The sequence below is a fragment of the Pseudoduganella sp. UC29_71 genome (assembly GCF_042693265.1).
Classification (GTDB): Bacteria; Pseudomonadota; Gammaproteobacteria; order Burkholderiales; family Burkholderiaceae_D; genus Rugamonas.
Genome location: NZ_CP170549.1, coordinates 3,179,337 through 3,205,626, shown reverse-complemented (window position 1 = coordinate 3,205,626; position 26,290 = coordinate 3,179,337). Strand labels below are relative to the sequence as shown.

Sequence of the window (26,290 nt, the reverse complement as noted above, 5' to 3'; positions counted from 1 at the left end):
GCTTCAGGGGATGCTTACGCTTGTGGCACTGGCGGCAGGGCCAGGGCCATGGCGTTCGGCTGCACGTCGTGGCCCATTTCCGGGCCCCCGGCGACGGCGTTCACTTCCATGGCCGACAGTTCGCGGATGGCTGGCGCTGCTGGAGCGGCGTGGACGTGGGTCAGGCTAGCGATGATGTTTTTCAGCATGATGAACTCCTTGGTTGATTGCGATAAGAACTGCTCGATAAAACTACTTGATGAAACTACTTCATGAAACTACTTAATAAATGAACACGCGTGCGCGGGTTCGCTTGCTACACCTTCGGTAAAATCGTTCATGGCTTGGCAGGGCGGCTGGGCGGCGCCGCCAGCGCTTGCTGGTAATAGGCTTCCTTGTAGGCCATGCGCTCCAGCCGGCCTTGCTGTTCCGCCACGCGGAGCTGGTCGCCGGTGCAGAAGTGCGCGCGCACATACGGCGCCAGCAGCGCGTAGTCGTAGCTCTGCTCGGCCCGCCCGGCCAGTACCTGCTGGGCTTGCAGGCAGGCGCTGCGCGCCGCGTCGCCGTTGCCGGTGGCGCGTTCGAGTTGCGCCTGCATCAGCAGGCCGTTGGCCAGGCGGGGCGCCGCCTGCGTCGCGCTCTTGCTGCCGGCATACAGGCGCTCCAGCACGGCCGTGCTCTCGTTCAGCTGGCGCCGCGCTGGCGCCCACTGGCGCAGCTTGATCTGGGTGGCTGCCAGCGACTGCTGCGCCACGGCGATCAGCTGCTGCAGACTGACCGGGTCCGGCTTGCCGTCGTTGCTGCGCATGCCATCCAGTTTGCCGAGCAGCGCCTGTTGCCGGGGCAGGGCCTCGTCGGCCTGGCCGAACTCGCTGTCCATGTCGAACAGCTTCATCTGCACCGTGTAAAGCCCGGTTTGCCAGTGGCGGTTGCTCGGGTCCTGCTTGACCACTTCAAGCAGCAGGGTTTCCGCATTGCGCAGTTTGGCGCGCGCCTCGCTTTGCTGGCCCATGGCCAGCAGCAGTTCGCTCTGGAAGGTCAGCGCGTTGGCCAGGCGATAGGTCCACAGGGCGTCGTTGGGCGCCGCGTTGTGCAGCGGGCGCAGCAATTCTTCCTCGCGCTGGTACAAGGCCCGCGCCTCGCTGAGCAAGCCCAGCTTGGACTTGGCTTCGGCCAGCCAGGACAAGGTGTTGGACAGGTCGGCCGGCAGCTTGGTGCTGCCGGGCTGCGCGGACAGCGCGCGCTGCTTGAGCTGTACCGAGGCGGCGAAGGCGTCCGCCGCCGCCGCGTAGCGGCCGCCTCGCATGGCGATGGCGCCGAGGTTGCTGTGCGCGTAGGATTGCTCCATCCAGCCGTCGCTGTCGTCCGGATCGGCTGCGGCCAGGCTGTCGCTGTGCACCCGGTACTCGGTGAACATTTTCTCGCCCAGCTCCAGTTCCCCGCGCAGCATATGTATCTGGCCCTGGTAGAAGGCGTTCGCGCCCAGCGTCTTGTACAGCACTTTGCGGTCGCTATTGCTGTGTTCCAGCTCCATCAGGATGCTGTGCGCGGCCTGCAGGGCTTCGGTGGCCTTGGCGAAATTGGAGCGCGCGATGTTCACCTCGGCAATAACATGCAGCGCCTTGGCGCGTTGCGACAGGGTGGTCGGGCTGGCGTCCTTGCTTTGCGCGGCGGACAGGTAGGCCAGCGCCTTGCCGCTGATGCCGTCCAGCAGGTCGAGCCGGCCCAGCGGGCGCAGCTTTTCCACGAATTCGCCCAGCATGTAGCTCATCAGGCCTTCGGCCTCGGTGCGCTGCTGCTCGGCGTCGCGCTCGGCGTTGCGGGCCGCGATGCCGAGAATCACGGCCAGCACCGCCAGCATGGTCACGCCGGCGGTCATGGCCACCTTGATGCGTTCGGCCAGCTTGACGCGCTGCACCGACACGCGCACGTATTCTTGTTCCTGCGGCGCCAGCGTGAAGCCGTCCATGTCCAGCAGCGCGCGCGCCTGGTTGACCTGGCTGCCGCGCGGCAGCAGCAGGTCGCGCGGACGGCCGGCGGCGGCCCAGCGCTCGGCGTCGTGGCCGATGCGGGTGCGCACCTGCAGCGCGTGGCGGTGCTGCTCGATCCACTCTGCCACGCGCGGCCAGCGCCGCAGCAGCGCTTCGTGGGTGACGCCGAAGCTGGCCACGTCGCTGGCCAGTTCGCTCACGAACAGGCGCGCCTCGACCAGCGCCCGCACCAGCGCCTGCGCTTCCGCGCCGTGCAGCGAGGACCAGGCCGCGCGCCGCGCGGTCACGGCGCCTTGTTCTTCCGACATGTCCACCAGCAGCGACAGCACATGCGGCAGGGCGGCGCGCTGCGACGGTTCCAGCGCCTCCACCACCTGTTCGGCGCGCGCCGCGATGGCGCCGTCGATGCCGCCGAGCTGCTCGAAGACGGCGAAACGCAGGGTGCCGTCCTCGCTGCGCTGGCGGTACAGCTCGTTCAGGCAGTATTGCAATAGCGGCAAGGTGTCCGGGCTGCCGCGCGCGGCGTCGCACAGCACGTCGTCCAGGCTGGCGCCGCTGACCGGGTCCTGCTCGAAGCGCAGCTGGGCCGCGCGCGCGGGCTGGCGCACGATCTGGGCGATGTCCGCCCCTTCCGGCGGGCTCAGGTCGAAATGGCCGCCGCGCGCCTTGAGCGCCATCAGTGCGGGCAGGGCGATCACGTCGGGATAGAAATCGTTGCGGCAGGCCAACATCACCAGCACCGCGCCGGAGCGGGCCAGCTGTTCCAGCAAGGACACAAAGCGGGTGCGCACTTCGTCGTTCACGCCGGGCGCGCGGAACACCGCTTCCAGGCGGTCGACAAACAGGCCCACGCGTGGCCGCCGTCCGCCCGTGTGCAGGCGCTCAACCACCGCTTCGCTGTGTGCGCTCTCGAGCCGCTTGGCCAGCGCTTCGGCATTGTCGCCGCTGAAGATCAGCTTGCCGTCCAGTTCGGTGTCCAGCAGGACCGCGGCCAGGGCCTGGAACAGGCCGCCTTCGGCCAGATCCGCGCAATCCATGTACAGCGTGCATTCCAGCGCCACCGGCTCGGCCACGCTGCTCAGGCTTTTCATCAGCTGCGGCAGCAGGCCGGCACGCACCAGCGAAGTCTTGCCGGAGCCGGACGGACCCAGCACCAGGGCCATCGCGCAGCCGGCCGTGGTTTGCTTGCGCACCACGTCGCGCAACTGGGCGACGGCCTGCATGCGGCCGAAGAACACGGCGGCGTGGTTTTCCTGGAAAGCCTCCAGGCCGCGGAAGGGGGAACCCTGCAGCCAGCCGCCCTCATCGGCCGCCACGTTGGCGGTCACCGCCGCGATGGCGCGGTAGCCGCGCTTGCGGATGGTTTCGATGAAACGCGGTTCGGTACTCGAATCGCCGAGCGCGCGGCGCAGCTGCGTAATGGCTTTGTGCACCGGATTGTCGCCCAGTTCCACATTGCCCCAACAGGCTTGCAGCAGCTCCTCGGCCGGGATAACGGCACCGGCGTGACGGCACAGATAGCGCAGAACGTCCATTGCACGTGGTTCCAGCTGACTACTTTCGTTTCCATTATGCAACGTATTGCTGTCTGGATTGATTTGCCATTCGCCGAAGCGAAAGCCCCTGTCGCTCATTGTGCTGCCTATGATCAAATTATTTCTTGATAAAAATCAATACCTTGCGTGTCCGGAAGATTTCAGGAAGGCGCCGGAAGGTAATCAACATTACAGTACATTCATGCCATTAGGCTAGATATTAGCATTTCCTCAAGAAAGAATATAAGATGTCAAATGTATCCATGTTTACCTTTAGCAACGCCGTCGAAGCGGGAGGCATGCGCACGATGAGCTTGCCGCCGCACGGCTCGGCCTTGCACGCGCCGGCCGCTTTGGGCGGCTACGACCTGGTCTGGGCGCTGGCGCCGGAGACGCTGCGCGCTCAGTTGTCGGGTTTGCAAAAGGCCGGCAAATTGCCGTCGGAAGTTCTCGTAGGCAACCTGGAAAAGGCCGGCCTTAAGATAGGCGGCGAAGATGCCGACCGGGTGCGCCTGGCCGTCCCGCACCTGACCCTGGACGCCAGCACGCCGCGCAGCGCCAGCCTGGAGTTGCTGTTTACGAGCGGCAACATGAGCTTCTACAACGGCTTCGGCAACCGCAGCAACGTGCTCAAGCAATCTGTTGCAGGGTGGAAACTGACCTTCAATGTCAAACTGCAGCTGGAACCGGTGGCGCTGGCCGACGCCATGCAGGGCGCCAGCCCGGACTGCGCGCGTGCGCTGATGCGTTTCGACGAAACCCGCTACCGCTTGCACGCGCTGGCGCTGGACTTCGACCATAGCGACCTGATGCATGCCGATCCGGCGCGCAGCCAGCTGGGCACGGAGAATACCGTGCTGGCTGGCAATTTTGTCAATTTCATCGGTGCCTGGCTGAGGGAGCAGGCCGCGGGCGGTTCGCCGTTCGTGCTCGGCTACGCCGCCGTGCGCGCCACGCCGGGCGAGGACGCGCTGAGCAAACTGCAGCCAGGCAGCGTCAGCGTGGCTGCGGCGGGTACGCTGAACCTGCTGCACATGCTGGGCCGCAAGGCCAGTTCGGACGGGCGCGGCGTGGCCGGCGGTCCCGGCCTGGCGGCGCTGCGTCCCGGCTATGCGCCCGGCTGCGCGGCGCGCGCGGTGCTGTCGCGCGAGGTGTTCTTCAAGCGCTTCCTGAAGCCGCTGCTGATCGATCCCATCCAGCAACGCCTGACCCAGCTGCCGGATTACCGCAACCTGCGGGTGGCGCCGGACGGCGGCCTGAACCGCGAAGAATCGTTCAATGAAAAATCCGGCGTGTCGGCCACCATGGACAATGGCGCGCGCGCCGTGTTCGTGCCGAACGCCAGCGGCTGGGGCTATCGCGACCACGTGCTGCTGCATTGGCGCGAGGGCAACCGCCTGTCGCATGTGCGCGAATCCGAGCAGGACCTGCAATTCAGCGTCACCGTGTCCAGCCAGCCGGACAGCATGGGCGTGCCGCGCCTGACGGTGGACCTGTACAGCTCGCTGATGCGCTATGAATGGGACCGCGCCAGCCAGAAGATGGCCTTGTTTAACCGCAAGGTCAACCTCGGCAAGGGCTGGGCGCGCAGCACCATGCACTGGGCCATGCGGCTGCAGTTCGTGGCGGACGACCACGGCGCGGTGCGCGTGGCGGTGACGCCCAAGCGCTCGCCTGCGGCCACCGATTCGGGTGTGGTGGGCATGTATATGGTGTCCGACGCGCTGGGGCATCTGCTCAATATGAACAAGCTGAGCAATGAATGGGAAGGCAATCCGGCCAGCCTGGCGGTGCTGCAGCAGGAAGTGGTAAGCGGATTCAGCGAGGCGGCCACGCAGTTGTTTGCGCAGATGGCCAGCCAGCTGGTGCTGCCTGCCGGTCCGCAGCCGGGCTGCCGCCGCGTTCAGCTGAATGATGATGGGAATATCGAGCTGGATATCGGCTGGTGAGAGGCCGGGAAGCTGGCGGGTTACGGCGTGCCGCCTAACCCGCCCTACAATGCGCCGCATCGTGCGCCATGTGATGGGCCATATGATGCGGTGCGTAGGGCGGGTCAGGCGCGCAGCGCCGTAACCCGCCTGCAGTGCGGCGTGTTACTCGTAATCGCTGATCGGCGCGCAGCCGCACATCAGGTTACGGTCGCCGTAGACGTTGTCGGCGCGGCCCACGGTAGGCCAGTACTTCTGCTTGCGCAGCGACGGTACGGGGAAGGCAGCCACTTCGCGGCTGTACTTGCGGTCCCAGTTGTCGGACGTGAGCACCTCGGCCGTATGCGGCGCGAACTTCAGCGGGTTGTTCGCCTTGTCGAACTCGCCGCTTTCCACCTTGGCGATCTCGCCGCGAATCACGATCATGGCGTCGATGAAGCGGTCCAGCTCGGCCTTCGCCTCGGATTCGGTCGGCTCGATCATCAGCGTGCCGGGAACCGGGAAGCTCATGGTCGGCGCGTGGAAGCCGAAGTCCATCAGGCGCTTGGCCACGTCTTCGTTGCTGATGCCGGTGGCATCGGTCAGCGGACGCAGGTCCAGGATGCACTCGTGCGCCACCAGGCCGTCGTGGCCCGAATACAGCACAGGGTAGTGCGGCGCCAGGCGGCGCGCGATGTAGTTCGCGTTCAGGATCGCGGTTTCGGTGGCCGCCGTCAGGCCTTCGCCGCCCATCATGGCGATGTACATCCACGAGATCGGCAGGATCGATGCGGAGCCGAACGGCGCCGCCGAGATCGAGCCGATGCCGTCTTCGCTGCGCACATAGCCGTTCGAGCGCTGGTTAGGCAGGAACTTGGCCAGGTGCGCGCCCACGCCGATCGGGCCGACGCCAGGGCCGCCGCCGCCGTGCGGGATGCAGAAGGTCTTGTGCAGGTTCAGGTGCGACACGTCGCCGCCGAACGCGCCCGGTGCGGCCACGCCCACCAGCGCATTCATGTTGGCGCCGTCGATGTAGACCTGGCCGCCGTGCGCGTGGATGATGTCGCACAGTTCCTGGATGCCGTCTTCGAACACGCCGTGGGTCGAAGGGTAGGTGACCATGACGCAGGCCAGGTTCTTCGAGTGCAGCTCGGCCTTGGCTTTCAGGTCGGCCAGGTCCACGTTGCCGCGCTCGTCGCAGGCGGTGACCACCACCTGCATGCCGACCATATTGGCCGATGCCGGGTTGGTGCCGTGCGCCGACGACGGGATCAGGCAGATATTGCGGTGGCCTTCGCCGCGCGACTGGTGGTACTTCTGGATCACCAGCAGGCCGGCGTATTCGCCCTGCGAACCGGCGTTAGGCTGCAGCGACACGGCGGCGTAGCCGGTGACGGCGCACAGCATCTCTTCCAGCTGGGCGATCATTTCGCGGTAGCCCACGGTCTGCTCGTTGGGCGCGAACGGGTGGATGCTGGAGAACTCGGGCCAGGTGACCGGGACCATTTCGCTGGTGGCGTTCAGCTTCATGGTGCACGAGCCGAGCGGGATCATGGTGCGGTCCAGCGCCAGGTCCTTGTCGGCCAGGCTGCGCAGGTAGCGCAGCATTTCGGTTTCGGAGTGGTAGCGGTTGAACACCGGGTGCGTCAGGTAGGCCGAGCTGCGGGCCAGCGCTTCGGGGAAGCTGTTGTTCACGCCGGCTTCCACGCTGTCGAAGTCCGGTGCGGCAGGGGCGTTGGCAATGCCGGTGGCGAACACGGTCCACAGCGTGGCGATGTCTTCGCGGGTGATGGTCTCGTCCAGCGACACGCCGACGTGGTTGGCGTCGATCTTGCGCAGGTTCACGCCGTTCGCTTCCGCGGCCGCGTGCAGGGCGGCGGCGTTGCTGGTCTTGACGGTCAGCGTGTCGAAGAAGCTGTCATTGATCGAGTAGCTCAGCGTGCGCAGGTTGGCGGCCAGGATGCCGGTGTAGCGGTGCACGCGGTTGGCGATCTGCAGCAGGCCGGCGGGGCCGTGGTAGACGGCGTACATCGAGGCGATCACGGCCAGCAGCACCTGCGCGGTGCAGATGTTGGAGGTGGCTTTTTCGCGGCGGATGTGCTGCTCGCGGGTCTGCAGTGCCAGGCGGTAGGCCTTGTTGCCTTGCTGGTCGATGGTCACGCCGACCAGGCGGCCCGGCATGGAGCGCTTGAAGTCGTCGCGGGTGGACAGGTAGCCGGCGTGCGGGCCGCCAAAGCCCAGCGGTACGCCGAAGCGCTGCGAGTTGCCGACCACCACGTCCGCGCCCCATTCGCCCGGCGGCGTGAGCATGGTCAGGGCCAGCAGGTCGGCAGCGACCACCACCATGGCGCCGGTGGCTTTTACGGTTTCCACGGCGGCGCGGTAATCGCGCACCACGCCGCTTACGCCAGGGTACTGCAGCAGCACGCCGAAGGCATCCGACACGCCAGCCAGTTCGGCCGGGTCGAAGGCCTTCACGGTGATGCCCAGCGGCAGGGCGCGGGTCTGCACCACTTCCAGGGTCTGCGGCAGCACGTCGTTGGCGACGTAGAAGGTGTTCGACTTGGACTTGCCCACGCGCTGGATCAGCGTCATGGCTTCGGCGGCGGCGGTGCCTTCGTCCAGCATGGACGCGTTGGCGATGCCCATGCCGGTCAGGTCGGTGATCACCTGCTGGAAGTTCAGAATCGCTTCCAGGCGGCCTTGGGAAATCTCAGGCTGGTATGGGGTGTAGGCGGTGTACCAGGCCGGATTCTCGAAGATGTTGCGCAGCACCACGCCAGGCGTGTGGGTGTTGTAGTAACCCTGGCCGATCAGCGATTTGAGCACCTTGTTCTGCGAGGCGATGCCTTTCAGCTTGGCCAGCGCGGTGGTTTCCGGCATCGGCTCGTAGAACTGGCCGAGCGGCAGGGCGCTCTTGTTGCGGATGGAGGGCGGCACGATGGCATCGATCAGCGCGGCGCGCGTGGCGTAGCCGAGCACGTCGAGCATTTGCTGCTGCTCGTTGGCGTCCGGGCCGATGTGGCGGGCGATGAAGGCATCGCGTGCTTCGAGTTGGGTCAGGCTGGTACGGGTCATGATGGCGGAGGGAGAAGAAGTATTCGTAGGGCGGGTTCGCGTGAAACGCGTAACCCGCCATGCATGCGGCGCCGGCGGCTCGGGCGGCTCCGGCGGGTTACGCGCGTTGCGCTAACCCGCCCTACGCAGCGCGCAGACGCTAATTACGCGTCGGTGGTCTTGCCGTAGGCGGCCGCGTCGAGCAGGCCGTTGATCGCGCCGGCGTCGGCTGGCTTGATCTTGAACAGCCAGGCGGCGTAGGCGTCGGTGTTGATCGATTCAGGGGCATCGACCACGGCGTCGTTCACGGCCACTACTTCGCCGGCGATCGGCGCGTAGATGTCGGAAGCGGCTTTCACCGACTCCACCACGGCGGCGTCGTCGCCGGCGCCGTAGGTGGTGCCGACTTTCGGCAGTTCGACGAACACGATATCGCCCAGCGCGTCCTGCGCGAACTCGGTGATGCCGACGGTCACGGTGCCGTCAGCTTCAGCGCGTACCCATTCGTGGGACTCGGTGTACTTCAGGTCTGCAGGAATATTGCTCATGTGGGGCTCCAGTTGGTTATGTTCTTAAAGGTGGGGTCAGGCTACCAGGATTTTACCGTTACGCACGAACGGCAGCTTCACAACCGTGGCGGCCAGTTTCTTGTCGCGGATTTCCACGTGCACGGTGTCGCCCACGTTCACGCCGTTCGGCACGCGCGCCAGGGCGATGGCCTGCTGCATGGTCGGGCTGAAGGTGCCGCTGGTGATCTCGCCGGTCCGCTCGCTGCCGGCCACGATGACTTTCTGGTGCGCGCGCCAGCACGCCGCCTTTTTCGCGCAGGATCAGGCCCACGAACTGGGCGTTCTGTCCCATGGCCTGCAAGGCGGCCTTGCCGACGAAGTCGCGCTCGGAGACCAGGTCGATGGTCCATGCCAGGCCGGCGTCCAGCGGGTTCACGGTTTCGTCCATGTCCTGGCCGTACAGGTTCATGCCGGCTTCCAGGCGCAGCGTATCGCGCGCGCCCAGGCCGGCAGGCTTCACGCCGGCGGCGTTCAGGGCGTTCCACAGCGCCTCGGCCTGGCCGGCGGCCACGCCGATCTCGAAGCCGTCTTCGCCGGTGTAGCCGGTGCGGGCGATCATCGCCTCGCCGAACGGGGTGTCTTGCACGAAGGCCACGTTGAATGGCTTCATGTCGGCGGTGGCGGCTTGCGAACCGGCGATCACTTCCCACACCTTGGCGCGGGCGTTCGGGCCTTGCACGGCGATCAGGGCCATGGCGTCGGCGCCATCGCGGCGCTGGGTGATGGTCACGCCCGAGCCGGTGGCTTCGTTTTGCGCCTGCATCCAGGCCACGTCTTTCTCAGCCGTGCCGGCGTTGACCACCAGGCGGAACCAGCTTTCGTTGATGAAGTAGACGATCAGGTCGTCGATCACGAAGCCTTGCGGGTTCAGCATGCAGGAGTACAGCGCCTTGCCGGATACTTGCAGCTTGTCGACGTTGTTGGCCAGCAGGCCGCGCAGGAAGGCGCGGGTGTTGTCGCCCTTGATGTCGACCACGCACATGTGGGCCACGTCGAACATGCCGACGTCGGTGCGCACCGCGTGGTGTTCCTCGATCTGCGAACCGTAGTTGACTGGCATGTCCCAGCCGCCGAAATCGACCATGCGGGCGCCGAGGGCGCGGTGAGCGTTATTGAGTGGGGTCGCTTTGAGCGTCATGGGGCAGTCCAATAGATATAGGAGTTAACAGAAGCAAAATGCACAGCACAATGCGACGAACCCCTCTGTCCTTGGTACCTGAGAGATAGCGGATGGGAATCCGCACGCCCCTTCGGTGGGCTGCCGGCGTGACGCCGCAGCCGCTCTCCAGAGTTTGACCCAGCTGCGCGGTGCGCCGCTGGCCCTTGACCGGTCCTTTTGCCTGAGAGTTTTTGGGTAGTGCCCCTTCGGCGGCAACGCGAGTTTGCCCTCTCCCGATCAAGACTGTGGAATATATGCCAGAAGGGTCGGGATGTCAATCTTGCAGGGCAGGGCGCAACTTCACGCAAAATGCATCATGGCTTCACAATGCGGCGTCAAAGTGGCCGTTCTACGCGAATAGGGGAGCTCAAATGGATCAGAAACTGGCTAAAAGCATGGCAATCGTGGTGCTGGCGGCGGCCGCCATATTGATGGTGCCGCTGCTGGCGATGCAGTTCACCGACGAGGTGGCCTGGGACCTGTTCGATTTCGTGGCCGCAGGCGTCCTGCTGCTCGGCACCGGTTTTCTGTACGTGCTGCTGACGTGGAAGGCCCGCAGCGCGCGCACCCGCATCATCACCGGCGCGGTGCTGGCCTGCGGGCTGCTCTATATATGGGCGGAACTGGCGGTGGGTATCTTCACCAACTGGGGCAACTGAGCGCGGCGCGCGACGGCATTGTTGTGCGTCATTTTCGGATCAGGTGCCGGAAGGTGGGTTCGATGTTCTTTGAATGCAGGAAATTGACGATGTCTTCCAGCGTGGCGTCTTTCAGCAGCAGGCCATCCGGCGCGGCTGCGGAGGCAGGGGCGGCGTGCACGGTGGCCTGGGCGGATGGCTCGGCCTGTGCCGGGGCTGTTGCCGCTGCGCGGGCGGCGGCCTGCTGGCTGGCCGGCAGTTGCTGCAGCCTGGCGAGCGCGTAGCGCAGTTGCTCGTCGGTGATGCTGTCCAGTCCGTCCAGCAGCGCTGCCTGGCCCGCGTGCGGCGGGGCCATGTCCAGCCCGGACTCGTCCGCGAAGGAGGCGCCGAGGCCTGGATTGATGAAGGCGGCCCATTTGCCGCTGTCCGGATGCAGGCACGGAGGCAGCTCTACCGGGGTGCCGGCCGCCTCGGCGGCCAGGTCCGCTTCGGGGAAGTAGGCGGCGTGCAGCAGGCCGAGGAAGGCCTGCGCCTGCGCCACCGGCACCGGATTGGCCAGCGACAGCCACAAGCCGTAGCCGCTGTCGCCTGAAATGCTCACGGCCGGGGCCGGCAGCTTTAGCTCGGTCTGCAAGGCATTCGCGACGCCGCACAGCAAGCTCCAGTGCTGGGCTTCGACGCTGCCGGGGAGCTTGGGGAAGGCGATCACAATGGCGCGCGTCATCCCGCCGGCCGCCAGGGTGATGGGCGCGCCGCTTTGCCCCTGCAGGCGCTGAATCAGCTCGTCTTGCTGCGCATTGCCGGGCAATAAATACAGTCTGTTTAATTCAGAGATCAGGTCTTGCATAGGTGTCCTCCGGGTCCAACCGCGCAGTGTGAACGATATCGCAAATAATTGCCACTGGCCCCGCAATGTGCGCTTGCGCACGAAACAGCGCATTTCCGCTATGAAGCCTTGCATTTTGTTAGAATCATGACATGGCTATTAGCGAGGAAACACAGATGGAAGACCAGGACAAACTGCAGGGCCACTCATGGTTCACCCTGTCCGGAGACGTCAACAGCGACATGGTGCACCGCATGTTCGATGCGGCGGCGGACATGAGTGAAGACATGGTGACCGATGCGCACGTGCTGCTGCAGTCGAACGGCGGCTATGTGAGCGACGGCATTTGCCTGTACAACTACATGAGCAACCTGCCGGTCCGTTTCCACATGTACAACGCCGGCGCGGTCGCATCGATCGCGGTGATCGTGTTCATGGCAGGCCACAAGCGCTATGCCAGCAGCACCGCGCGCTTCATGGTGCACAAGTCGCATGCCAGCGCGCCGTCCGGGGCGCGGCCCGATGCGCTGCGCATCATCGTCGAGGGCTTGCAGGCGGACGACGCCCGCACCGAGGAAATCCTGCGCACCCATGTCCAGTTCAGCGAGGAACACTGGCGCGTGCACGCCTATTCGGACTTGCACCTGACCGCCGCCGAGGCGGTGAAGGTGAACATGATCAACAAGGTGGCCGACTTCCGTCCGCCGCCGGGCCGCCGCATCACCAATATCTGAGGCGGAAACGCAACCGCCCGGCGTGCGTGCCGGGCGGCGCTGGTTGTGGACAGGGACGCTGCTAGCGGTTGCGCGAACCGCTGCGGCTGGCACTGCGGCTGACTTCGCTGCGCGCTTCTTCGCTACGCGAGCGGCGGCCGTCTTCCTTACGGTCGATGGCGCCGCCCTGGATGTCTGCACGGCCTACCGAGGCGGAGCCTGGCGTGCCGGATTGACGGCTGGCGCTGTTGGCATCACTATCTCTGCTCTGCCGTTCGCTTCTTTGCTTCGATTTCATGTCGCTGTCCTTTATACAGTGAGGGAAAAATCAAACAAAATCACTTTTTGTTTCTCGCAGGCTATTGCCATATGGCAAGAATGTGCAAGAATGCGGTATCGCGGCTGTTAACATGAAACGGACAGGCCGGCCGCGCAGCCTGTCGCATTCAGGTTAGACCATGCTTTCACATCCGACAACTCCGACAGCGCCAAAAAAAGCGGTCACGCCGCGGCACGCGCTATTGGAGAACCTGATCGAGATCGTGAAGCGGCACGTGGGCGACCAGTTCCTGGATTTCACCACCCGCATTGCCGGGGCGCTGGTGGATGTGGCGGACACCGGCGGCGACGTCCGCGAGCTGCAGGCGCGCATCCGTGCGGGCAATCTGTTGCGGAATGATCACTATCGCTACCTGAATCTGGCCATCAAGGAATTAGAGCGTTCGCTGCGGCAGGAGATTGCCGAACTGGCGCCGGGCGCCAAGGCCAAGCCGCGTGTGCTGGACCAGCCGCTGTCGCTGGTGTCGCTCGAGGAGATGGACACCAAGGTCACGCTGGGCGGCATCAGCAAACCCTTTGAAGTGCAGCATGCCGATGCGCTGGCCACGCTGAACGTGCGGCTGGCCTTCCTGCTCGACCGCGACATCCTGCGCGTGAACCAGAATCCCTTCCGTCCCGACGTGTTCCTGAACGCGCTGCAGCACGCCTGGCTGGAGTTCAACCCGGACGAAGAGGCGGCCGGGCTGTTGCTGGGCTTGCTCAAGCCGGGGTTGTTCATGGAGCTGTCGGCCATGCTGGAGGAGCTGAGCCTGACATTGCAGCGCAAGGGCGTGCTGCCCGGATCGGTGGACAGCTACAAGTCGCGCAAGGCCGACTCGCACGACGCCAGCAGCGCCAGTCCGGCGCGCAAGCGCAAGCAGCAGGCGGAACTGGCCCAGCAACTGCGCCAGTTCTTCTCCGCCACGCAGGATGCGCCGCTCGACCCGGACCTGATGATTCCCGATTTGCCGGACATCGCCAACCTCAAGGCCGGTGCCTGGGCGCAAGGCGCGGCCCAGGGGCCGCTGGGCGGCGTGCCCAATGAAGTGGCGCAGCGCGCGGCCCAGACCGCGTCCAAGCAGCCGCTGATGAACTATCTGGCACAAGTACAGCAAAGCGCCTTGCCGGCTGCCGGCTTCATGGCAGCGGCCGGGCAGGGGAGCGTGGCCGTGCCGTATCCCGGCTTCGCCGCTGGTGCGGCAAGCGGCTTCGCGCCAGCCGGGGCCATGCCGTATGCTGGCATGCCAGGCGCGCCAAGCGTTCCCGGAGTGCCTGGCGTGCACAGTGCCGCCGGCGTGCCCGGCGTGCCCGGCGCTGCCGCTTCGGCCGGCGTGGCGCCGGTGGCCGCCGTTCCGGCCGGCGGCTTTGCCGTGGCCGGCGGCGCAGCTGCGTCCGGCGCGGCAGCAGGGGCCTACTTCGTGCCGGCGGCGGGCTTCGTCCCGCCCGAGGGCATGGTCGCCATGCCTGCAGGCGCTTTCGCCGTCCCGGCATCCCTGCCAGCCGCTTGGGCCGGCGGCGCCGCGGCCGGCGGACAGGGCGGCGCGCCGGGCGGCCATCCGCCAGGCCTGCTCGGCCTCCTGAACGCGGCAGCCAGCGCGGCAGGCGTACAGGGCGTGGCCAGCCTGGGCGCCCCGGCTGGCGCAGCCGGCACGGCAGCCGAAGGCGCCACCGCCAGCACCGCGCCTAACGTTTTCTACCTGCCCAACATTAAAAAGAACGCCCCCCAAGGCAGCCTGACGCGCTCGGATGAAAGCACCATCGATCTGCTGTCGGCCATCTTCGACACGGTGTTCCGCGACCAGAACATTTCGCAGGAAATCCGCGACCTGATCCGCTTCCTCCAGATCCCGGTGCTGAAAGCCGCCCTGGTCGATAAAGACTTCTTCTTCCAGGACAGCCACCCGGCGCGGCGCATGATAGACCTGCTGTCCAGGATGGGTTGGGAGCAGCGCAAGAGCCCGGAAGATCCGCTGTTCCAGGCCATGCAGCGCAGCGTCGAGCGCGTCGGCCGCGACCATGACCTGGAGGTGTCCGCCTTCAGCGAGGCGGTGCAGGAACTGGAAGCGTCGATCAAGGCCGAGGAAGCCGCCTCGGCCGCCGCCATCGCCGAACCGATCGCCGCCGCGCTGAAGCAGGAAAAGATGGCCGTGGCCGCCAAGTCCGCCAAGAGCGCCGTCGCGCTGCGCATCGGCACCGGCGAAGTGATCGCCATGGTGGAAGCCTTCCTGGAAAACAAATGGGTGTCCGTGCTGACCATCGCCTACAGCGTGGAAGAAGGCAAGCCGGGCGCCGTGCAAAACGCCACCCAGACCATGGACGACCTGATCTGGAGCGTGAAGCCGAAAATCACCGCCGACGAGCGCAAGCAGCTGATCTCCAAGCTGCCCAAGCTGCTGTCCACCTTGAACAAATGGCTGGACGTGATCAAGTGGCAGGACGCCGACCGCCTGCAATTCTTCGCCGAGCTGGCCGAATGTCACGCCTCCATCGTGCGCGCGCCGCTGGAGCTGTCGCCCGAGCGCCAGATTGAAATCGCCATGGAAGTGGCGCAGAAGGCGGCCGAGCGCCGCCTGGAACTGGAAGCCAGGGCCGCCGAAGCGGCCGCGAAAGCCGAGCCCGAACCCGAGCTGCCGCTGGACGACGACGCCACCATCGAAGCCGACGGCCTGGCGCGCGGCATGTGGCTGGAGTTCGACCAGGACGACGGCAGCACCCGCAAGGTCAAGCTCGCCTGGATCAGTCCGCTGCGCACGCTCTACATCTTCTCCACCAGCGCGCGGCAGGAGGCATTCTCGCTCTCGGGCGAGGCGCTGGTGCAGAAATTCCGCGAACGCAGCGTGCGCGCCGTGCGCACGGAAGGCGTGGTGGCACGCGCGCTGTCGGCCGCCATGGGCGGCCTGGCCGTCAACGACGACAACCTCGATCCGCCGGCCCACGCGGCCGCCTGATCAGCCTTTCTTCAGGGCGGCGACCAAGCCGTCCGACGCATCCTCGATATAGTCCAGCACCTGGTCGAAGCCGTTCGGGCCGCCGTAATAGGGATCGGGCACGATATCCGAATCGGAATGCGTGGCGTACTGCATGAACAGGGCTAGCTTGTGGCGGTGCTGCGGCGGGTAGGCCGCCTGCAGGCGGGCGAAATTCTCGTGGTCCATGGCCAGCAGGTGGTCGTAGCGCTCGAAATCGCTGGCGGCCACTTGCCGCGCGCGCTGGGCGCTCAGGTCGTAGCCGCGCCGCGCAGCGTGGTGCGACGAGCGCGCATCGGGCGGATTGCCCACATGGTAGGCGTGGGTGCCGGCCGAATCGATCTCCAGCTCCAGCCCGGCCGCGGCGGCGCGCTGGCGGAACACGCCCTCGGCGGTCGGCGAACGGCAGATATTGCCCATGCAGACAAACAGCACGGAAGCTTTACGGTCCATACGCGTCCTCCCAGCGGTCTTTGTCTTCCGGTTCGGGTTGCGGCTCGCGCGGCGGGGCTTGCCGCTTCGCGCGTATCTGCAGTTCGGCGATCTGCGCCTGCGCCTGGCGCACCTGTTCCTGCAGGTCGATGATTTCCTTCATGATCTGCATGCGCTGGGCCGGATCGGTGGCCTCCATCAGCGCCTTGCGCAGCGCCTGTATCTTCTTCAGCAGACCCTTGATCTGCGACTGCAGCATGGCGATGCGCGCCGGCGAGTCCATGCTGCTGCCGGTCCTGTTCGAGCCCATTCCGGCTCCCGCTTGTATGTGCAAATTGTTCTCCCAAAGTCGCGGGCGGACCTGCCCGGCGCTGCCAGTATAGCAACGCCGGACGCACCCGGCGCGGGAGTTACACTTTCGAGTTACACTTTCTTGCCCGACGGGCGCAGGCGCTCGCCGACCAGCAGCGCGGCCAGCCCGGGCAGCAGCAGGATGGCGCCGACCATGTTGACGAGGAACATGAAGGCCAGCAGGATGCCCATGTCGGCCTGGAACTTCAGCGTGGAGAAGGCCCAGGTGGCGACCGAGATCGTCATCGTCACGGCCGTGAACACGGAGGCGGTGCCGCGCTGCTTGAGGGCAGCGACGAAGGACTCGCGCAGGCTGTGGCCGCGCTCGTGCGCTTCGTGCTTCATGCTTTCAAACAGATAGATGCCGTAATCGACCCCCACGCCCACGCCCAGCGCCACCACCGGCAGCGTATTGACCTTGACGCCGATGCCCAGCACCGCCATCAGCGCGTTGCACAGGATGGTGACCAGGGCGAGCGGCAGGATGATGCACAGCGTGACGCGCAGCGAGCGGAAGGTGATCAGGCATAGCAGCGTGACCGACGCGAACAGCGCCAGGTTCACCCATTTGTCCGCTTCTTCCACGGCCTCGTTGGTGGCCGCCATCACGCCCACGTTGCCGCCGGCCAGGCGGAACGTCAGCTCCGGCGTGTCATGTTCGGCCTTGAACTGCTTGACCACGTCCACGATGCGGTGGATGGTGCCGGCCTGGTGGTCGGTGGTGAAGACGGACACCGGCATGGCGGTGCAGCTCGAATTCATCAGCTCATTGCCCAGGCGGGTGGCAAAGCCCACGCCCTGCGCGATCTGCGGCGTCTCTTCCGGCAGCACGCGCCACTTGATGAAGGTCTCGGCATAGGCCTGCGTCACCTGCTTGACGAAGCCGGACAGGCCGCGCACGGTGGCCACGCCCGGCTCCTGGTTCAGCGTGAACTCCAGCTGCTCCATCGTCTCCATCACCGGGCGCTGCACGCAGGGAGATTCCTGGCCCTTGGCTTCGGCCACGATCTGCAGCAGGTCCACGCCGATGGCGAAATGGCTGGTGATCACCTGCACGTCCCGGTTGTAGCGCGAATCGGCGCGCAGTTCGGGCACGCCCTTGCCCAGGTCGCCGATCTGCAGTTCGCGCGCCTGCCACAGGCCGCCGGCCAGCAGCGCGCCGCCCAGCAGCACCGTCAGCACGCCGCCCTTGCGCGTGGCCAGCGGGCCTATCATCTCCCACAGCTTGTCGCCGCCGGTTTCCTTGCCGGCGTGGCGCTGCGCCTCGCCGGGCGAGAAGCGCAGGTAGGACAGCAGGATGGGCAGCAGCATCTTGTTCGTCACGATCATCACGGACACGCCGACGGTGGCGGTAATCGCCAGTTCGCGCACCATCTCGATCTCGATGAAGGCGATCACGATGAAGCCCAGCGCATTGGCCAGCAGCGCCATGGCGCCCGGCACGAACAGCTTCTGGAAGCTGTTGCGCGAAGCGGTGACGCCGTCCGCGCCGCGCAGCGTTTCGAGCTTCCATGCATTGGTCATCTGCACCGCGTGCGACACGCCGATGGAGAAGATGAGGAAGGGCACCAGGATGGACATCGGGTCCAGGCCCAGGCCCATGATGGGCAACAGGCCGAGCAGCCACACCACCGGCACCATGGCGCACACCAGCGCGCAGGCGCTCAGCTTGAGCGAGCCGGAGTACCAGTACAGCAGCAGCGCCGTGACCACGAAGGCGATGCCGAAGAAGCCCAGCACGCCTGCCGCGCCGGCGGCGATGTCGCCGATGGACTTGGCGAAGCCGATGATGTGCAGCGTGACCGGACCACGCTCGTACCTGGCGCGGATCTGTTCCAGCTTGGCCGCCACGTCCTGCAGGTCGAGGCGCTTGCCGGTGTCCGGATCGGTGTCCTGCAAGGTGGCCACCACCATGGCGGCGGTCAGGTCGTTGGAGACGATGCGGCCCACCCAGTCGGACTTCAGCGTGTTTTCCTTTACCCTGGCCAGCTGTTCGGGCGTGCCGGCGTAGTCGGACGAGACCAGGTTGCCGCCCCGGAAGCCGTCTTCCACCACTTCGTTGTAGCGCACGTTGTTGGTGAACAGCGAGGTGACCGAGCTGCGTTCCACGCCCTTTACATAGAACACCTCGTCGGTGACCTTGCGCAGCGTGTCCATGAAGGCGGGCTGGAAGATCTCGCCGTCCTTCTGCTTGACGGCGATGAGGATCTTATTGGCGCCGCCGAAGTCCTTCTGGTATTCGACGAAGGTCTGCATGTATTCATGCTTGAGCGGGATCATCTTGGTGAAACCGGCCTGCACGCGCAGCTGGCTGGCGGAATAGCCCAGCGCCACGGTGATCAGCACGAACAGCACCAGCAGCGGTTTGCGCCAGTGGAAGATGCGGTAGGAGATGCGGCCGATCAGGCCGCCGGCGAAGGCGCGGCGGTGCAGCGCGTCGTCGGGAGTGTGCTTGCTCATGGTTTTCCTTTCAGGCTCACGGTTTCGGCGCCGGCTTCGCCGACGGCGACCAGGCCGCCCGAGGTTTGCACCAGCTGCGCCAGGCCTTTGCCGCGCGCTGTTTTCTGCAGCGAGAAGGTAGTGCCGTTGTCGCTGCTGACGGCCAGCAGGCCGGCGTTGCCTACCAGGACCAGGCGGCCGTCGTCCAGGCGGCTGCCGCGCATCAGGGCCAGCGAGGTGCCGGATTCAATCCTGGTCCAGTTCGCGCCGTGGTCGGTGGAGCGGTAGATGTTGCCGCGCATGCCGAAGGCCAGCAGCGCGCCGTCGGCGGTGGCGAGGGCGCCGAAGTAGGAGCCGGGGTAGGGCGACTTCACCGCTTCCCATGTCGCGCCGGCGTCCGCCGAGCGTGCCAGGGTGCCGGATTCGCCGACCAGCAGCCAAACGTGGGTGTGCACGCTGCCGCCGCTGCCGCTGCCGCCGCCGCTGTTGTTGATGCCGTTGCCGGCGACGATCACTTGCGAGATGTGGCGGTCGAAGTCGGGGCCGAGGGGCTGCTTGCGGCGCCAGGTGGCGCCGCCGTCGTCCGTCTCGAGGTAGAGGCCGAAGGCGCCCCAGGCCACGTAGCGCTGGGCGCCGGCGTGCAGCACGCCGAGCAGGGCGTCCTTGCCCGCGGCTTCCACCGCCACGGTTTGCCAGCTGGCGCCGCCGTCGGCTGTGGTGAGCACGGTGCCGCCATGGCCCACGGCCACGCCGCGCTGCTCGTCGCCCATGGCGAGCGCGCTCAGGGTGCGGTTGGTGGCGGTGAAGCGCGGCTGCCAGCTGCGGCCGGCGTCGTCCGACAGCAGCACGATGCCGCGCTCGCCGACGGCCAGCAGACGCTTGCCCGCCTGGACCACGTCCTGCAGGATGATGCGGTCGGCGCGGATTTGCAGGGCGCGCGCGGCGGAGGGTTCGGTTTTGGCGGCGGCGTGGGCGGTGGCGTGGAGGGTGGCGAACGGCAGGGCGGCGAATGGCAGGGCGGCGGCCAGCATGGCGGCCAGGACGCGGTGCGTGGCGCCTGCCGCGGCGGCGCGTATCGCCGCGTGGCTGGCGGTCACAGGGTATTTCATGGTGATGTCCTCAAGCGTGCGGGGAGTGTGGTGGTGCGTGAAGTGCAACGGGCCGCAAGTGGCAGTCACTTGCGGCGCGGGGAGACGCAGGGCGGGTTAGGACGCAGTCCGTAACCCGCCAGCCTTACTTGGTGCCGGCGCGGCGCAATGCGTCCGGCTGGAAGTCGGACCAGTTGCCCTTCACGCCGAACTTCCACGGCGTCTTGATCTCGTTGTCCAGCGTGGACACGAGGTAGTTGCCGTTGGTGAGGTCATGCCAGATGTTCACGCGGTACCACGGCGCCATCGCGTCGTAATACTGCATGGTGCCGTGCACGCCGATGCGCCACAGCTGGCCCTGGCCGTCGTACGCGTCCTCGTGCACCACGGCCCAGCTGTCCTCGTCCAGGTAGAAGGTGCGCTTGCCGTAGATGTGCTTCTGGCCCTTCTTCAAGGTCGCTTCCACCTGCCACACGCGGTGCAGCTCGTAGCGCATCAGGTCCGGATTGATGGAGTTCTTCTGGATGATGTCGGCGTACTTCAGCTTCTTGTCGGACAGCTTGTAGCTGTTGTAAGGAATGTACATCTCCTTCTTGCCCAACAGCTTCCATTCGTAGCGGTCCAGCGCGCCGTTGTAGGCGTCGTACTGGTCGGTCACGCGCATCGCTTCGGTGCCGTCCGAGATATTGTCGTAGGCCAGGTCAGGCGCGCGGCGCACGCGGCGCTGGCCGGCGTTGTAGATCCACGCCTGGCGCGGCTCCTTCACCTGGTCGATCGACTCGTGCACCAGGTACACCGTGCCCTGCAAGGTGGCCGGCGCGGTGAAGAAGCCCAGGAAGGAGAACTGGTGGTTGGGCGTCTTGACGTCGAAATTGGCATCCGACACGCGCAGCTCGCGGAAGCCGACGCGGTAGAAGTCGCCGTTGGCGCGCACCGGGAACCAGTCATAGGTGCGGTCGAAGCCGCCACCCAGGTAGCGCGTCATGTGATTGCTCATGGCTTCCTGGCCGGTCTTCGGAATCGGGAAGGGCACATGCGAGCCGCCCAGGTCCGTCATCGCCGAGCCTTCCAGCTTGACCTTGGTGGCCTGTTCCCTGGCCTTGTCCATCACTTCTTTCGGGTAGGCGGCGCTGCGGTGGGTGGGGTAGACCACCATCTTGTAGCTCGGGTACTTCTTCAGCAGGGCCAGCGTGCCCGGCGCCAGCTTGTCCTTGTACTGCTCGGCGTTGGCGGCGGTGATGGTGAACAGCGGCTTGTCGGCCGCGTACGGGTCGGCGTAGCCCTGGGCGGCGTTCCAGCCGGCCGGCGCCTTGGTCAGGCCGCCCTCCCAGGACGGAATGGTGCCTTCCTTGTTGCCCGCCTTTTCGGCGCCGACCGGGGTCAGCTCCTTGCCCAGCTTGTCGGCCTCGGCCGGGGTGATGGCGGCCTGGGCGGAGAAGGCCGCCAGCAGCGCTGCCAGCAGCGTGGTGTGCATTATTTTCATGGTCTGTCTCCGGTATTGCTTAGAAAGTGGCGCTGTAGGTCAGGCCGATGTAATCGTGGTCGCGCAGCGGATCGTAGGTCGCCTTGTGGTTGAAGCGGGTGTAGCTCAGCTCCAGGCTGTGGCGCTTCTGGTAGCTCAGGCGCACGCTGGCGCCCAGCTGGCGGCGTTCTTCCAGCAGCTGGCTGTCCAGCGAGATGCCCTTCACGTCATGCGCGAAGTACAGCGACGGGTAGGCGGTGATGCCGGTGCCGGCCACGTTGCTGTATTCCAGCTGGCCGCGCAGGCGGTAGCCCCAGGCAAAGTCGGTAACGAAGCCGTCGTTCTGGCAGCCGGCCGGGCTGGGGTTGGTGGCGCCGCAAGTGGAACCGCCGTATAGCGGATGCGAGGAGGTGCCGAACATGAACGCGCGGCCGTAACGAATGGAGGCGGGGTCCTTGAAGTCCGGCACGTTGTTGGTCTGGATCGCCAGTTCGCCCACCACCACGGCCTGCTGCGCGCCCAGCACGTTGGAGAAGGTGTTCACGCCGTTGAGCTGGAACTGGGTCTTGTGGAAGCGGTCATAGCCTTGCACGTAGGTGCCGGGACCCTTGGCCACGGCGGCGCGCGCGATCGCGCCGAGCGGGCCGGCGCCCTGCAGCGCGGCGCCGATCAGGTCATTGCCGTTGCGCTGCACCGGCACATTGGGCGAGTAGCTCAGCTCGGAGCCGATGGACCAGCCGCCCAGGTTGGTCGAGGCGCTGACGGCGAAGGTGCGCACGTCCTCCAGGTATTCCCAGAACGCCGTCATCGGCTTGATGGCGGGATTGGTGGCCGGGTTCAGTGCCGGCACGCCGGCAAAGCCGGCCAGCGGCATCAGCAGCGGGATGGCGGGGTTGATGGCTTTCAGGTTGGTGCCGGTGGTGCCGGACACGATAGGCGTGCGCATGTGCACATTGGTGGCGTACAGGCCGAATTCGGTGTCGATGGCGTCCACCGGGAAGCGGTAGGCCAGGCCGTACTGGCCACCGTCGCTGGCGCGCTTGCCGTCCACGATGGGCACGTACATGCCGGCCTTGAAGGCGGCCACGCCGCTCACGCCGCCCAGCGGCACCAGGGTGGCGGCCTTGCAGGCGCCGGCGGTGGCGGAGATCGAGGTCTCGGTCACGGACCAGTAGGTGCCGCAGGAATCGATCGAGGTATTGCCGGACTGGTACTGGTAGAAGGCTTCGACGGAATGGCCGCCGCCCAGGCCCACGCTGGCGGACAGCGCGCCCAGCGGCAACAGCGCTTCCTTCAGTTCCGCGCCGGGACGGCGCAAGGTGCCCAGGTCGACCGGGTTCAGGCCGTTCACGCCCTGCACGAACAGGCTCTCGCCCCAGTTGATCACCTGGCGGCCCAGGCGCAGCTGCAGCGGCTTGTCGGCCACCTTGAAGGTGTTGTAGACGTAGGCGTCCAGCAGGTAGGCGCCGTCGAACTTCTGCAGGCGTTCCAGGCCCGCGTCGCTCAGCGTGGTGTTCGGGGTGTAGCCGTTGGCCATGTTGCCGAAGCGGGCGTTGTGGTTCTTGCCGGCATGGTCGTACCACAGCTTGGCGCGCACCAGCGCGCCCATGTCGCCGTTCTTCAGTTCCAGCTCGGTGAGCAGCTTGAACATGGTGGAGATGCGGTCGCCCTTGTCGTAGTTCAGGTTGCCCGCGTCGTTCGGGTGGCCGGCCGTGCCGCCGTTCAGGCCGATCAGCTTGCCGTTGCCGGCGGTGTAGCGGTCGGCGTCGGGGGCGGTGGCGCGCCACTGCTGGCCGGCGAAGATGGTGTTGTTCCAGGAGCCGGTCCAGCCGTCCTCCAGGTCGAATTCGGTGGCGCCAGCGCCGGCCGCGTACGCCGCCAGCGCGACCGCCAGCAGTCCCGGCAGGATGGTGTTCTTCTTGAGATGCGCTTGCATGTGTCCCCTCTTGGTATTGTGATATGCCGCATGGCGCGGCTAGCTAGCACAATAGGGGGTGAAGGGGCGGCGGCTAATCCCCCGATCGGGGGAATGACGCGCCTAGCGGCGGCGCTTGAGCAGGCCGAGCGCCTCGGCCTGCGCCACTGCCTGGATGCGGCGGTCCACGTTGAGTTTGGCGAAGATGTTCTTCAGGTGGGTCTTTACCGTTTCCGGCCCGATGCCGAGCAGGCGCGCCACCTCCTTGTTGGAGTTACCCTCGGCGATCAGCTCCAGGATGCCGCATTCGCGCGGCCCCAGCGCCTGGCGCTGCTCGGCTCCGCCGGGGCCTGCCGCGCGGCCGGGCGCCTTGCCGCCGGCATTGGGCATGCCGCCGTACAGTGCCTGCCAGGCTTCCAGCACGCGCAGCGTGAAGCCGTGCAGCGGCGTGGCGTCATCGAGGCTGTCGCGCAGGATGGCCAGCAGGCCGCCCAGGTCCGGTCCCTGGTCCAGCACCGAGCCGACGATGCCGCCTTCGGCCGCCATCGCCATCGCCTGCCGGCAGCTGCGCAGCGCGTGCGTGTGGTTGCGCTGGCCTTGCTGCGCGATGGCCAGCGCCAGGCCGGCGCGCACCGCCAGCAGCTGGCTGTCCAGCGACAGCAGCTCGGCGAGCAGCGGCTCGAGCACCTGCTGCGCGTCCTTGTAGCGGTACTGCTGCAGCGCGCAGTAGGCGTCGCCGAAGGCGGCGTACTGGCGCACTTCGCCCAGCGGATTGGTGGGCGTGTGCGGGGTCGCGACGGCCAGCTGGCGCAGGCGCTGCAGATAGGCTTGCGCTTCGGCCAGGCGGCCCTGGCTCAGGTGCAGGCGCAGGCGCTCCAGCTGCACGGCGGCCACCAGCCTGTCCCACTGCCGGCTGATGCCGATGTTCTCGGCCTGCTCCAGCAGGGCCAGCGCGCGTTCCGGTCGCCCGTGGCGCTGCGCCATGCGCGCCGCCGTCAGGAAGATGTGCTTGACGCTTTCGGCAAAGCCCAGCGTGCACAGCACTTCGAGCCGGTTGGCCAGCAGCGCTTCGGCTTCGTCCAGCCGGTTCTGCTCGTAGCGCACGTGCGCCAGCATGCCCGAGGGCAGGGCGGTCACGCCGCTGTCCGGGTTGTCTGCGCTGTAGCCGAGCGAGATGGCGGCCGTGTAGCGCTGCTCGGCCAGCGACAGCTTGCCGCGCACGCAGTCGCCCACGCCCAGCAGCACCAGGCGGTAGATGGCCGACAGGATGTTGCGGCGGCTCTCGCCTTCCGGGTAGGGCAGGTCGGGCGTGGCGTAGAAGTCGGTCCAGCGGCCGGTGCGCAGCGCGCAGAAGCGCAGGATGTTGTAGAGGGAGTTGTGCACCCAGCGGTCCGGCACGGGGTGGCGCAGGCAGTCTTCGGCGATGGCGCGCGCCTCCAGCGGACGGTCCAGCAGCGCGTAGGCGGCGGCGCGGGCGGCGCGGCTGTCCAGGCGCAGCTGCTCGCTGTCGGCATCGGCCTCGATGTCGTCCAGCAGCTTGATGGCGTCCGGGCAGGCGCAGGCCAGGATGCGCGCCCACGCCAGCGCGATGCGCAGCCGCACGGGCGGCCGCACCAGGTGGGCCGCCAGCTGGCGTTCGCAACCCACCAAGGTCAGGATGTCGCCCGCCTTCACCAGCGGCATCGCGCATTCCTCTATCCACGCATAGGCTTGCGCGGTGGCGCCGCCGTCCAGCGCGTGGCGCACGGCGGGCGACCACAGGCCTTGCCCATGGTACCAGGCGGCGGCGCGCGCGTGCAGCTCTGCAGCCAGGGCGCCGCCCTGCTGCTGCAGGCGCTGGCCCAGGTGTTCGCGTATCAGCTGGTGGTAGGCATACCACTGGCCCTCGTCGTCCAGCGCGGTGAGCAGCTGGCGCTGTTCGAGCTGCGCCAGCTGGCTGCGCGCCGCTTCGCTGCCGATCAGGGCCACGGCCAGCGCGGGCGACAGGCGCTCGGGCAGCGCGGTGCGCAGCATGAAGTCGGCCAGCTCCGGTGGCAGCTGGGTCAGCAGTTCGCACAGGTAGCCGTCGATGGAGCGCGCCAGGCCGGCCGTGGATGGCGCCTGGGCGTGGGGCGGATAGCTGCGCCGGCCCTGGCCCTGCAGCGATAACGACATCAGCCGCAGCGCCGCCGCCCAGCCCTCGGTCTGGCTGTGGATGCGCCGGCTGTCCTCGGGCGACAGTTTGTCGGTCGGGCTGGCATCCAGGAATTCCTGGGTTTCCTCGGCCGTGAAGCGCAGCTGGGCGGCGTCGATCTCGAGCAGCGCGTGGCGCACGCGCAGCGTGTCGAGCGCCAGCGGCGCACTGGCGCGCGACAGCAGTACCAGGTGCAGGTTGGACGGCGCATAGCGCAGCAGGAAGGACACCAGCGCGTGGATCTCGGGCAGCGTGAGGCAGTGGAAGTCGTCCAGGAACAGGAACACTTCCTCGCCGCAGCTCACCACTTCCTCGATCAGCATGGCCAGCGCCTGCTGCGGGTCGGCCAGCATGGACTGGGAGAACATGGCCACGCAGGCCGCGCCCAGGTCGGGATGGGCGCGCTGCAGCGCGTGGCTGGTGTAGTGCAGGAAGCGCTGCGGCTCGTCGTCGTCGGGGTCCAGCGACAGCCAGGCCACCAGGTGGCCGCGCTCGGCCAGCGTGCCGGCCCAGGCCTGCGCCAGCGTGGTCTTGCCGAAGCCCCCCGGGGCTTTCACGATTGTCAACAAGTGCGATTCGATATCGTCCGCCAGCCCGCCCAGGCGCGCGCGTGAAATCAGGCCGCGCCGGTGCTTGGGCGGCAGGGTCTTGGTGGCGATCAGCGGGGTGGCCATCGGGGCTGCCATTGGGGCTGCGATCGGGGCTTGAACGTGGGCTGGAATACTCATGCGGCCATTGTATTCCCATCGATGGGGGAGGGGCAGCCTATCCC

17 protein-coding genes, 1 pseudogene and 2 riboswitches are annotated in these 26,290 nt (G+C 66.7%); of the genes and pseudogenes, 4 read left to right on the top strand and 14 right to left on the bottom strand.

Translation table 11 applies throughout. The features are described from left to right. Positions 1–14: 14 nt before the first annotated feature. Positions 15–188 carry a hypothetical protein gene (locus tag ACFJI2_RS14020; protein ID WP_377705576.1) on the bottom strand — a complete coding sequence of 58 codons (174 nt, stop codon included), beginning with the start codon at positions 186–188 and terminating at the stop codon, positions 15–17. 128 nt (positions 189–316) lie between these two features. After that, complete coding sequence (locus ACFJI2_RS14015) at positions 317–3,604, bottom strand: winged helix-turn-helix domain-containing protein (RefSeq protein ID WP_377705575.1); 3,288 nt, start codon at positions 3,602–3,604, stop codon at positions 317–319. A gap of 164 nt (positions 3,605–3,768) precedes the next feature. Here ACFJI2_RS14015 and ACFJI2_RS14010 point away from each other — a divergent pair, with 164 nt between their 5' ends. Continuing rightward, positions 3,769–5,454, top strand: coding sequence for a hypothetical protein (locus ACFJI2_RS14010; protein ID WP_377705574.1), 1,686 nt, complete (start codon positions 3,769–3,771; stop codon positions 5,452–5,454). 144 nt (positions 5,455–5,598) lie between these two features. Here the strand turns inward: ACFJI2_RS14010 and gcvP are convergent, their stop codons facing one another. The 3 genes and pseudogenes from gcvP to gcvT all read right to left on the bottom strand — a co-directional run bounded on the left by gcvP (position 5,599) and on the right by gcvT (position 10,176). Continuing rightward, positions 5,599–8,490 carry an aminomethyl-transferring glycine dehydrogenase gene (gcvP, locus tag ACFJI2_RS14005; RefSeq protein WP_377705573.1) on the bottom strand — a complete coding sequence of 964 codons (2,892 nt, stop codon included), beginning with the start codon at positions 8,488–8,490 and terminating at the stop codon, positions 5,599–5,601. A 143-nt stretch (positions 8,491–8,633) separates the two neighbouring features. Further along, complete coding sequence (gcvH, locus tag ACFJI2_RS14000) at positions 8,634–9,017, bottom strand: glycine cleavage system protein GcvH (RefSeq protein ID WP_057157031.1); 384 nt, start codon at positions 9,015–9,017, stop codon at positions 8,634–8,636. Positions 9,018–9,053: 36 nt separating this feature from the next. Continuing rightward, a pseudogene (gene gcvT / locus ACFJI2_RS13995) lies at positions 9,054–10,176 on the bottom strand (glycine cleavage system aminomethyltransferase GcvT). A gap of 55 nt (positions 10,177–10,231) precedes the next feature. Beyond that, positions 10,232–10,337: riboswitch (glycine riboswitch) on the bottom strand. A gap of 19 nt (positions 10,338–10,356) precedes the next feature. Continuing rightward, positions 10,357–10,443: riboswitch (glycine riboswitch) on the bottom strand. A 125-nt stretch (positions 10,444–10,568) separates the two neighbouring features. On the opposite strand from gcvT, the gene ACFJI2_RS13990 reads away from it, so the two are divergent. Beyond that, entirely contained in the window at positions 10,569–10,856 is a 288-nt protein-coding gene (locus ACFJI2_RS13990; protein ID WP_377705572.1) for a hypothetical protein, read from the top strand. Positions 10,857–10,884: 28 nt separating this feature from the next. Here the strand turns inward: ACFJI2_RS13990 and ACFJI2_RS13985 are convergent, their stop codons facing one another. Continuing rightward, positions 10,885–11,682: a hypothetical protein gene (locus tag ACFJI2_RS13985; RefSeq protein ID WP_377705571.1), complete on the bottom strand. Its 798-nt coding sequence runs from the start codon at positions 11,680–11,682 to the stop codon at positions 10,885–10,887. Positions 11,683–11,837: 155 nt separating this feature from the next. Between ACFJI2_RS13985 and ACFJI2_RS13980 the strand changes: the two genes are divergently transcribed. Continuing rightward, positions 11,838–12,395: an ATP-dependent Clp protease proteolytic subunit gene (locus ACFJI2_RS13980; protein WP_107868586.1), complete on the top strand. Its 558-nt coding sequence runs from the start codon at positions 11,838–11,840 to the stop codon at positions 12,393–12,395. A 61-nt stretch (positions 12,396–12,456) separates the two neighbouring features. Here the strand turns inward: ACFJI2_RS13980 and ACFJI2_RS13975 are convergent, their stop codons facing one another. Further along, positions 12,457–12,672, bottom strand: coding sequence for a hypothetical protein (locus tag ACFJI2_RS13975; protein WP_377705569.1), 216 nt, complete (start codon positions 12,670–12,672; stop codon positions 12,457–12,459). A gap of 160 nt (positions 12,673–12,832) precedes the next feature. On the opposite strand from ACFJI2_RS13975, the gene ACFJI2_RS13970 reads away from it, so the two are divergent. Next, positions 12,833–15,640 carry a DUF1631 family protein gene (locus tag ACFJI2_RS13970; RefSeq protein ID WP_377705568.1) on the top strand — a complete coding sequence of 936 codons (2,808 nt, stop codon included), beginning with the start codon at positions 12,833–12,835 and terminating at the stop codon, positions 15,638–15,640. Here ACFJI2_RS13970 and ACFJI2_RS13965 read toward each other — a convergent pair whose 3' ends face one another. From ACFJI2_RS13965 to ACFJI2_RS13935, 7 genes are all read right to left on the bottom strand, one after another. Then, complete coding sequence (locus tag ACFJI2_RS13965; RefSeq protein ID WP_377705567.1) at positions 15,641–16,111, bottom strand: low molecular weight protein-tyrosine-phosphatase; 471 nt, start codon at positions 16,109–16,111, stop codon at positions 15,641–15,643. Continuing rightward, on the bottom strand, positions 16,101–16,400 hold the full coding sequence (locus tag ACFJI2_RS13960; protein WP_377705566.1) for a FlxA-like family protein: 300 nt from the start codon (positions 16,398–16,400) through the stop codon (positions 16,101–16,103). Before ACFJI2_RS13960 ends, ACFJI2_RS13965 begins: the two co-directional genes overlap by 11 nt. A 113-nt stretch (positions 16,401–16,513) precedes the next feature. After that, positions 16,514–18,901, bottom strand: coding sequence for an RND family transporter (locus ACFJI2_RS13955; RefSeq protein ID WP_377705565.1), 2,388 nt, complete (start codon positions 18,899–18,901; stop codon positions 16,514–16,516). Continuing rightward, the gene (locus tag ACFJI2_RS13950; protein ID WP_377705564.1) at positions 18,898–19,989 is read right to left on the bottom strand and encodes a WD40/YVTN/BNR-like repeat-containing protein; all 1,092 of its coding nucleotides are present in this window, start codon (positions 19,987–19,989) and stop codon (positions 18,898–18,900) included. Before ACFJI2_RS13950 ends, ACFJI2_RS13955 begins: the two co-directional genes overlap by 4 nt. Positions 19,990–20,113: 124 nt before the next feature. After that, on the bottom strand, positions 20,114–21,451 hold the full coding sequence (locus tag ACFJI2_RS13945) for a DUF1329 domain-containing protein (RefSeq protein ID WP_377705563.1): 1,338 nt from the start codon (positions 21,449–21,451) through the stop codon (positions 20,114–20,116). Positions 21,452–21,470: 19 nt separating this feature from the next. Further along, positions 21,471–23,366, bottom strand: coding sequence for a DUF1302 domain-containing protein (locus tag ACFJI2_RS13940; RefSeq protein ID WP_377705562.1), 1,896 nt, complete (start codon positions 23,364–23,366; stop codon positions 21,471–21,473). Between the two features lie 102 nt (positions 23,367–23,468). After that, positions 23,469–26,204 carry a LuxR C-terminal-related transcriptional regulator gene (locus tag ACFJI2_RS13935; protein WP_377705561.1) on the bottom strand — a complete coding sequence of 912 codons (2,736 nt, stop codon included), beginning with the start codon at positions 26,202–26,204 and terminating at the stop codon, positions 23,469–23,471. Between the last annotated feature and the right edge of the window lie 86 nt (positions 26,205–26,290).

Excerpts from the sequence above, each read along its gene's own strand:
- ACFJI2_RS13965 (WP_377705567.1), bottom strand. The coding sequence starts at position 16,111 with ATGGACCGTAAAGCTTCCGTGCTGTTTGTCTGCATGGGCAATATCTGC.
- ACFJI2_RS13975 (WP_377705569.1), bottom strand. The coding sequence starts at position 12,672 with ATGAAATCGAAGCAAAGAAGCGAACGGCAGAGCAGAGATAGTGATGCC.
- ACFJI2_RS13960 (WP_377705566.1), bottom strand. The coding sequence starts at position 16,400 with ATGGGCTCGAACAGGACCGGCAGCAGCATGGACTCGCCGGCGCGCATC.
- ACFJI2_RS13945 (WP_377705563.1), bottom strand. The coding sequence starts at position 21,451 with ATGAAAATAATGCACACCACGCTGCTGGCAGCGCTGCTGGCGGCCTTC.
- ACFJI2_RS13970 (WP_377705568.1), top strand. The coding sequence starts at position 12,833 with ATGCTTTCACATCCGACAACTCCGACAGCGCCAAAAAAAGCGGTCACG.
- ACFJI2_RS13985 (WP_377705571.1), bottom strand. The coding sequence starts at position 11,682 with ATGCAAGACCTGATCTCTGAATTAAACAGACTGTATTTATTGCCCGGC.
- ACFJI2_RS13950 (WP_377705564.1), bottom strand. The coding sequence starts at position 19,989 with ATGAAATACCCTGTGACCGCCAGCCACGCGGCGATACGCGCCGCCGCG.
- ACFJI2_RS13940 (WP_377705562.1), bottom strand. The coding sequence starts at position 23,366 with ATGCAAGCGCATCTCAAGAAGAACACCATCCTGCCGGGACTGCTGGCG.
- ACFJI2_RS13990 (WP_377705572.1), top strand. The coding sequence starts at position 10,569 with ATGGATCAGAAACTGGCTAAAAGCATGGCAATCGTGGTGCTGGCGGCG.
- ACFJI2_RS14010 (WP_377705574.1), top strand. The coding sequence starts at position 3,769 with ATGTTTACCTTTAGCAACGCCGTCGAAGCGGGAGGCATGCGCACGATG.
- ACFJI2_RS13980 (WP_107868586.1), top strand. The coding sequence starts at position 11,838 with ATGGAAGACCAGGACAAACTGCAGGGCCACTCATGGTTCACCCTGTCC.
- ACFJI2_RS13935 (WP_377705561.1), bottom strand. The coding sequence starts at position 26,204 with ATGGCAGCCCCGATGGCCACCCCGCTGATCGCCACCAAGACCCTGCCG.
- gcvP (WP_377705573.1), bottom strand. The coding sequence starts at position 8,490 with ATGACCCGTACCAGCCTGACCCAACTCGAAGCACGCGATGCCTTCATC.
- ACFJI2_RS14015 (WP_377705575.1), bottom strand. The coding sequence starts at position 3,604 with ATGAGCGACAGGGGCTTTCGCTTCGGCGAATGGCAAATCAATCCAGAC.
- ACFJI2_RS14020 (WP_377705576.1), bottom strand. The coding sequence starts at position 188 with ATGCTGAAAAACATCATCGCTAGCCTGACCCACGTCCACGCCGCTCCA.
- ACFJI2_RS13955 (WP_377705565.1), bottom strand. The coding sequence starts at position 18,901 with ATGAGCAAGCACACTCCCGACGACGCGCTGCACCGCCGCGCCTTCGCC.
- gcvH (WP_057157031.1), bottom strand. The coding sequence starts at position 9,017 with ATGAGCAATATTCCTGCAGACCTGAAGTACACCGAGTCCCACGAATGG.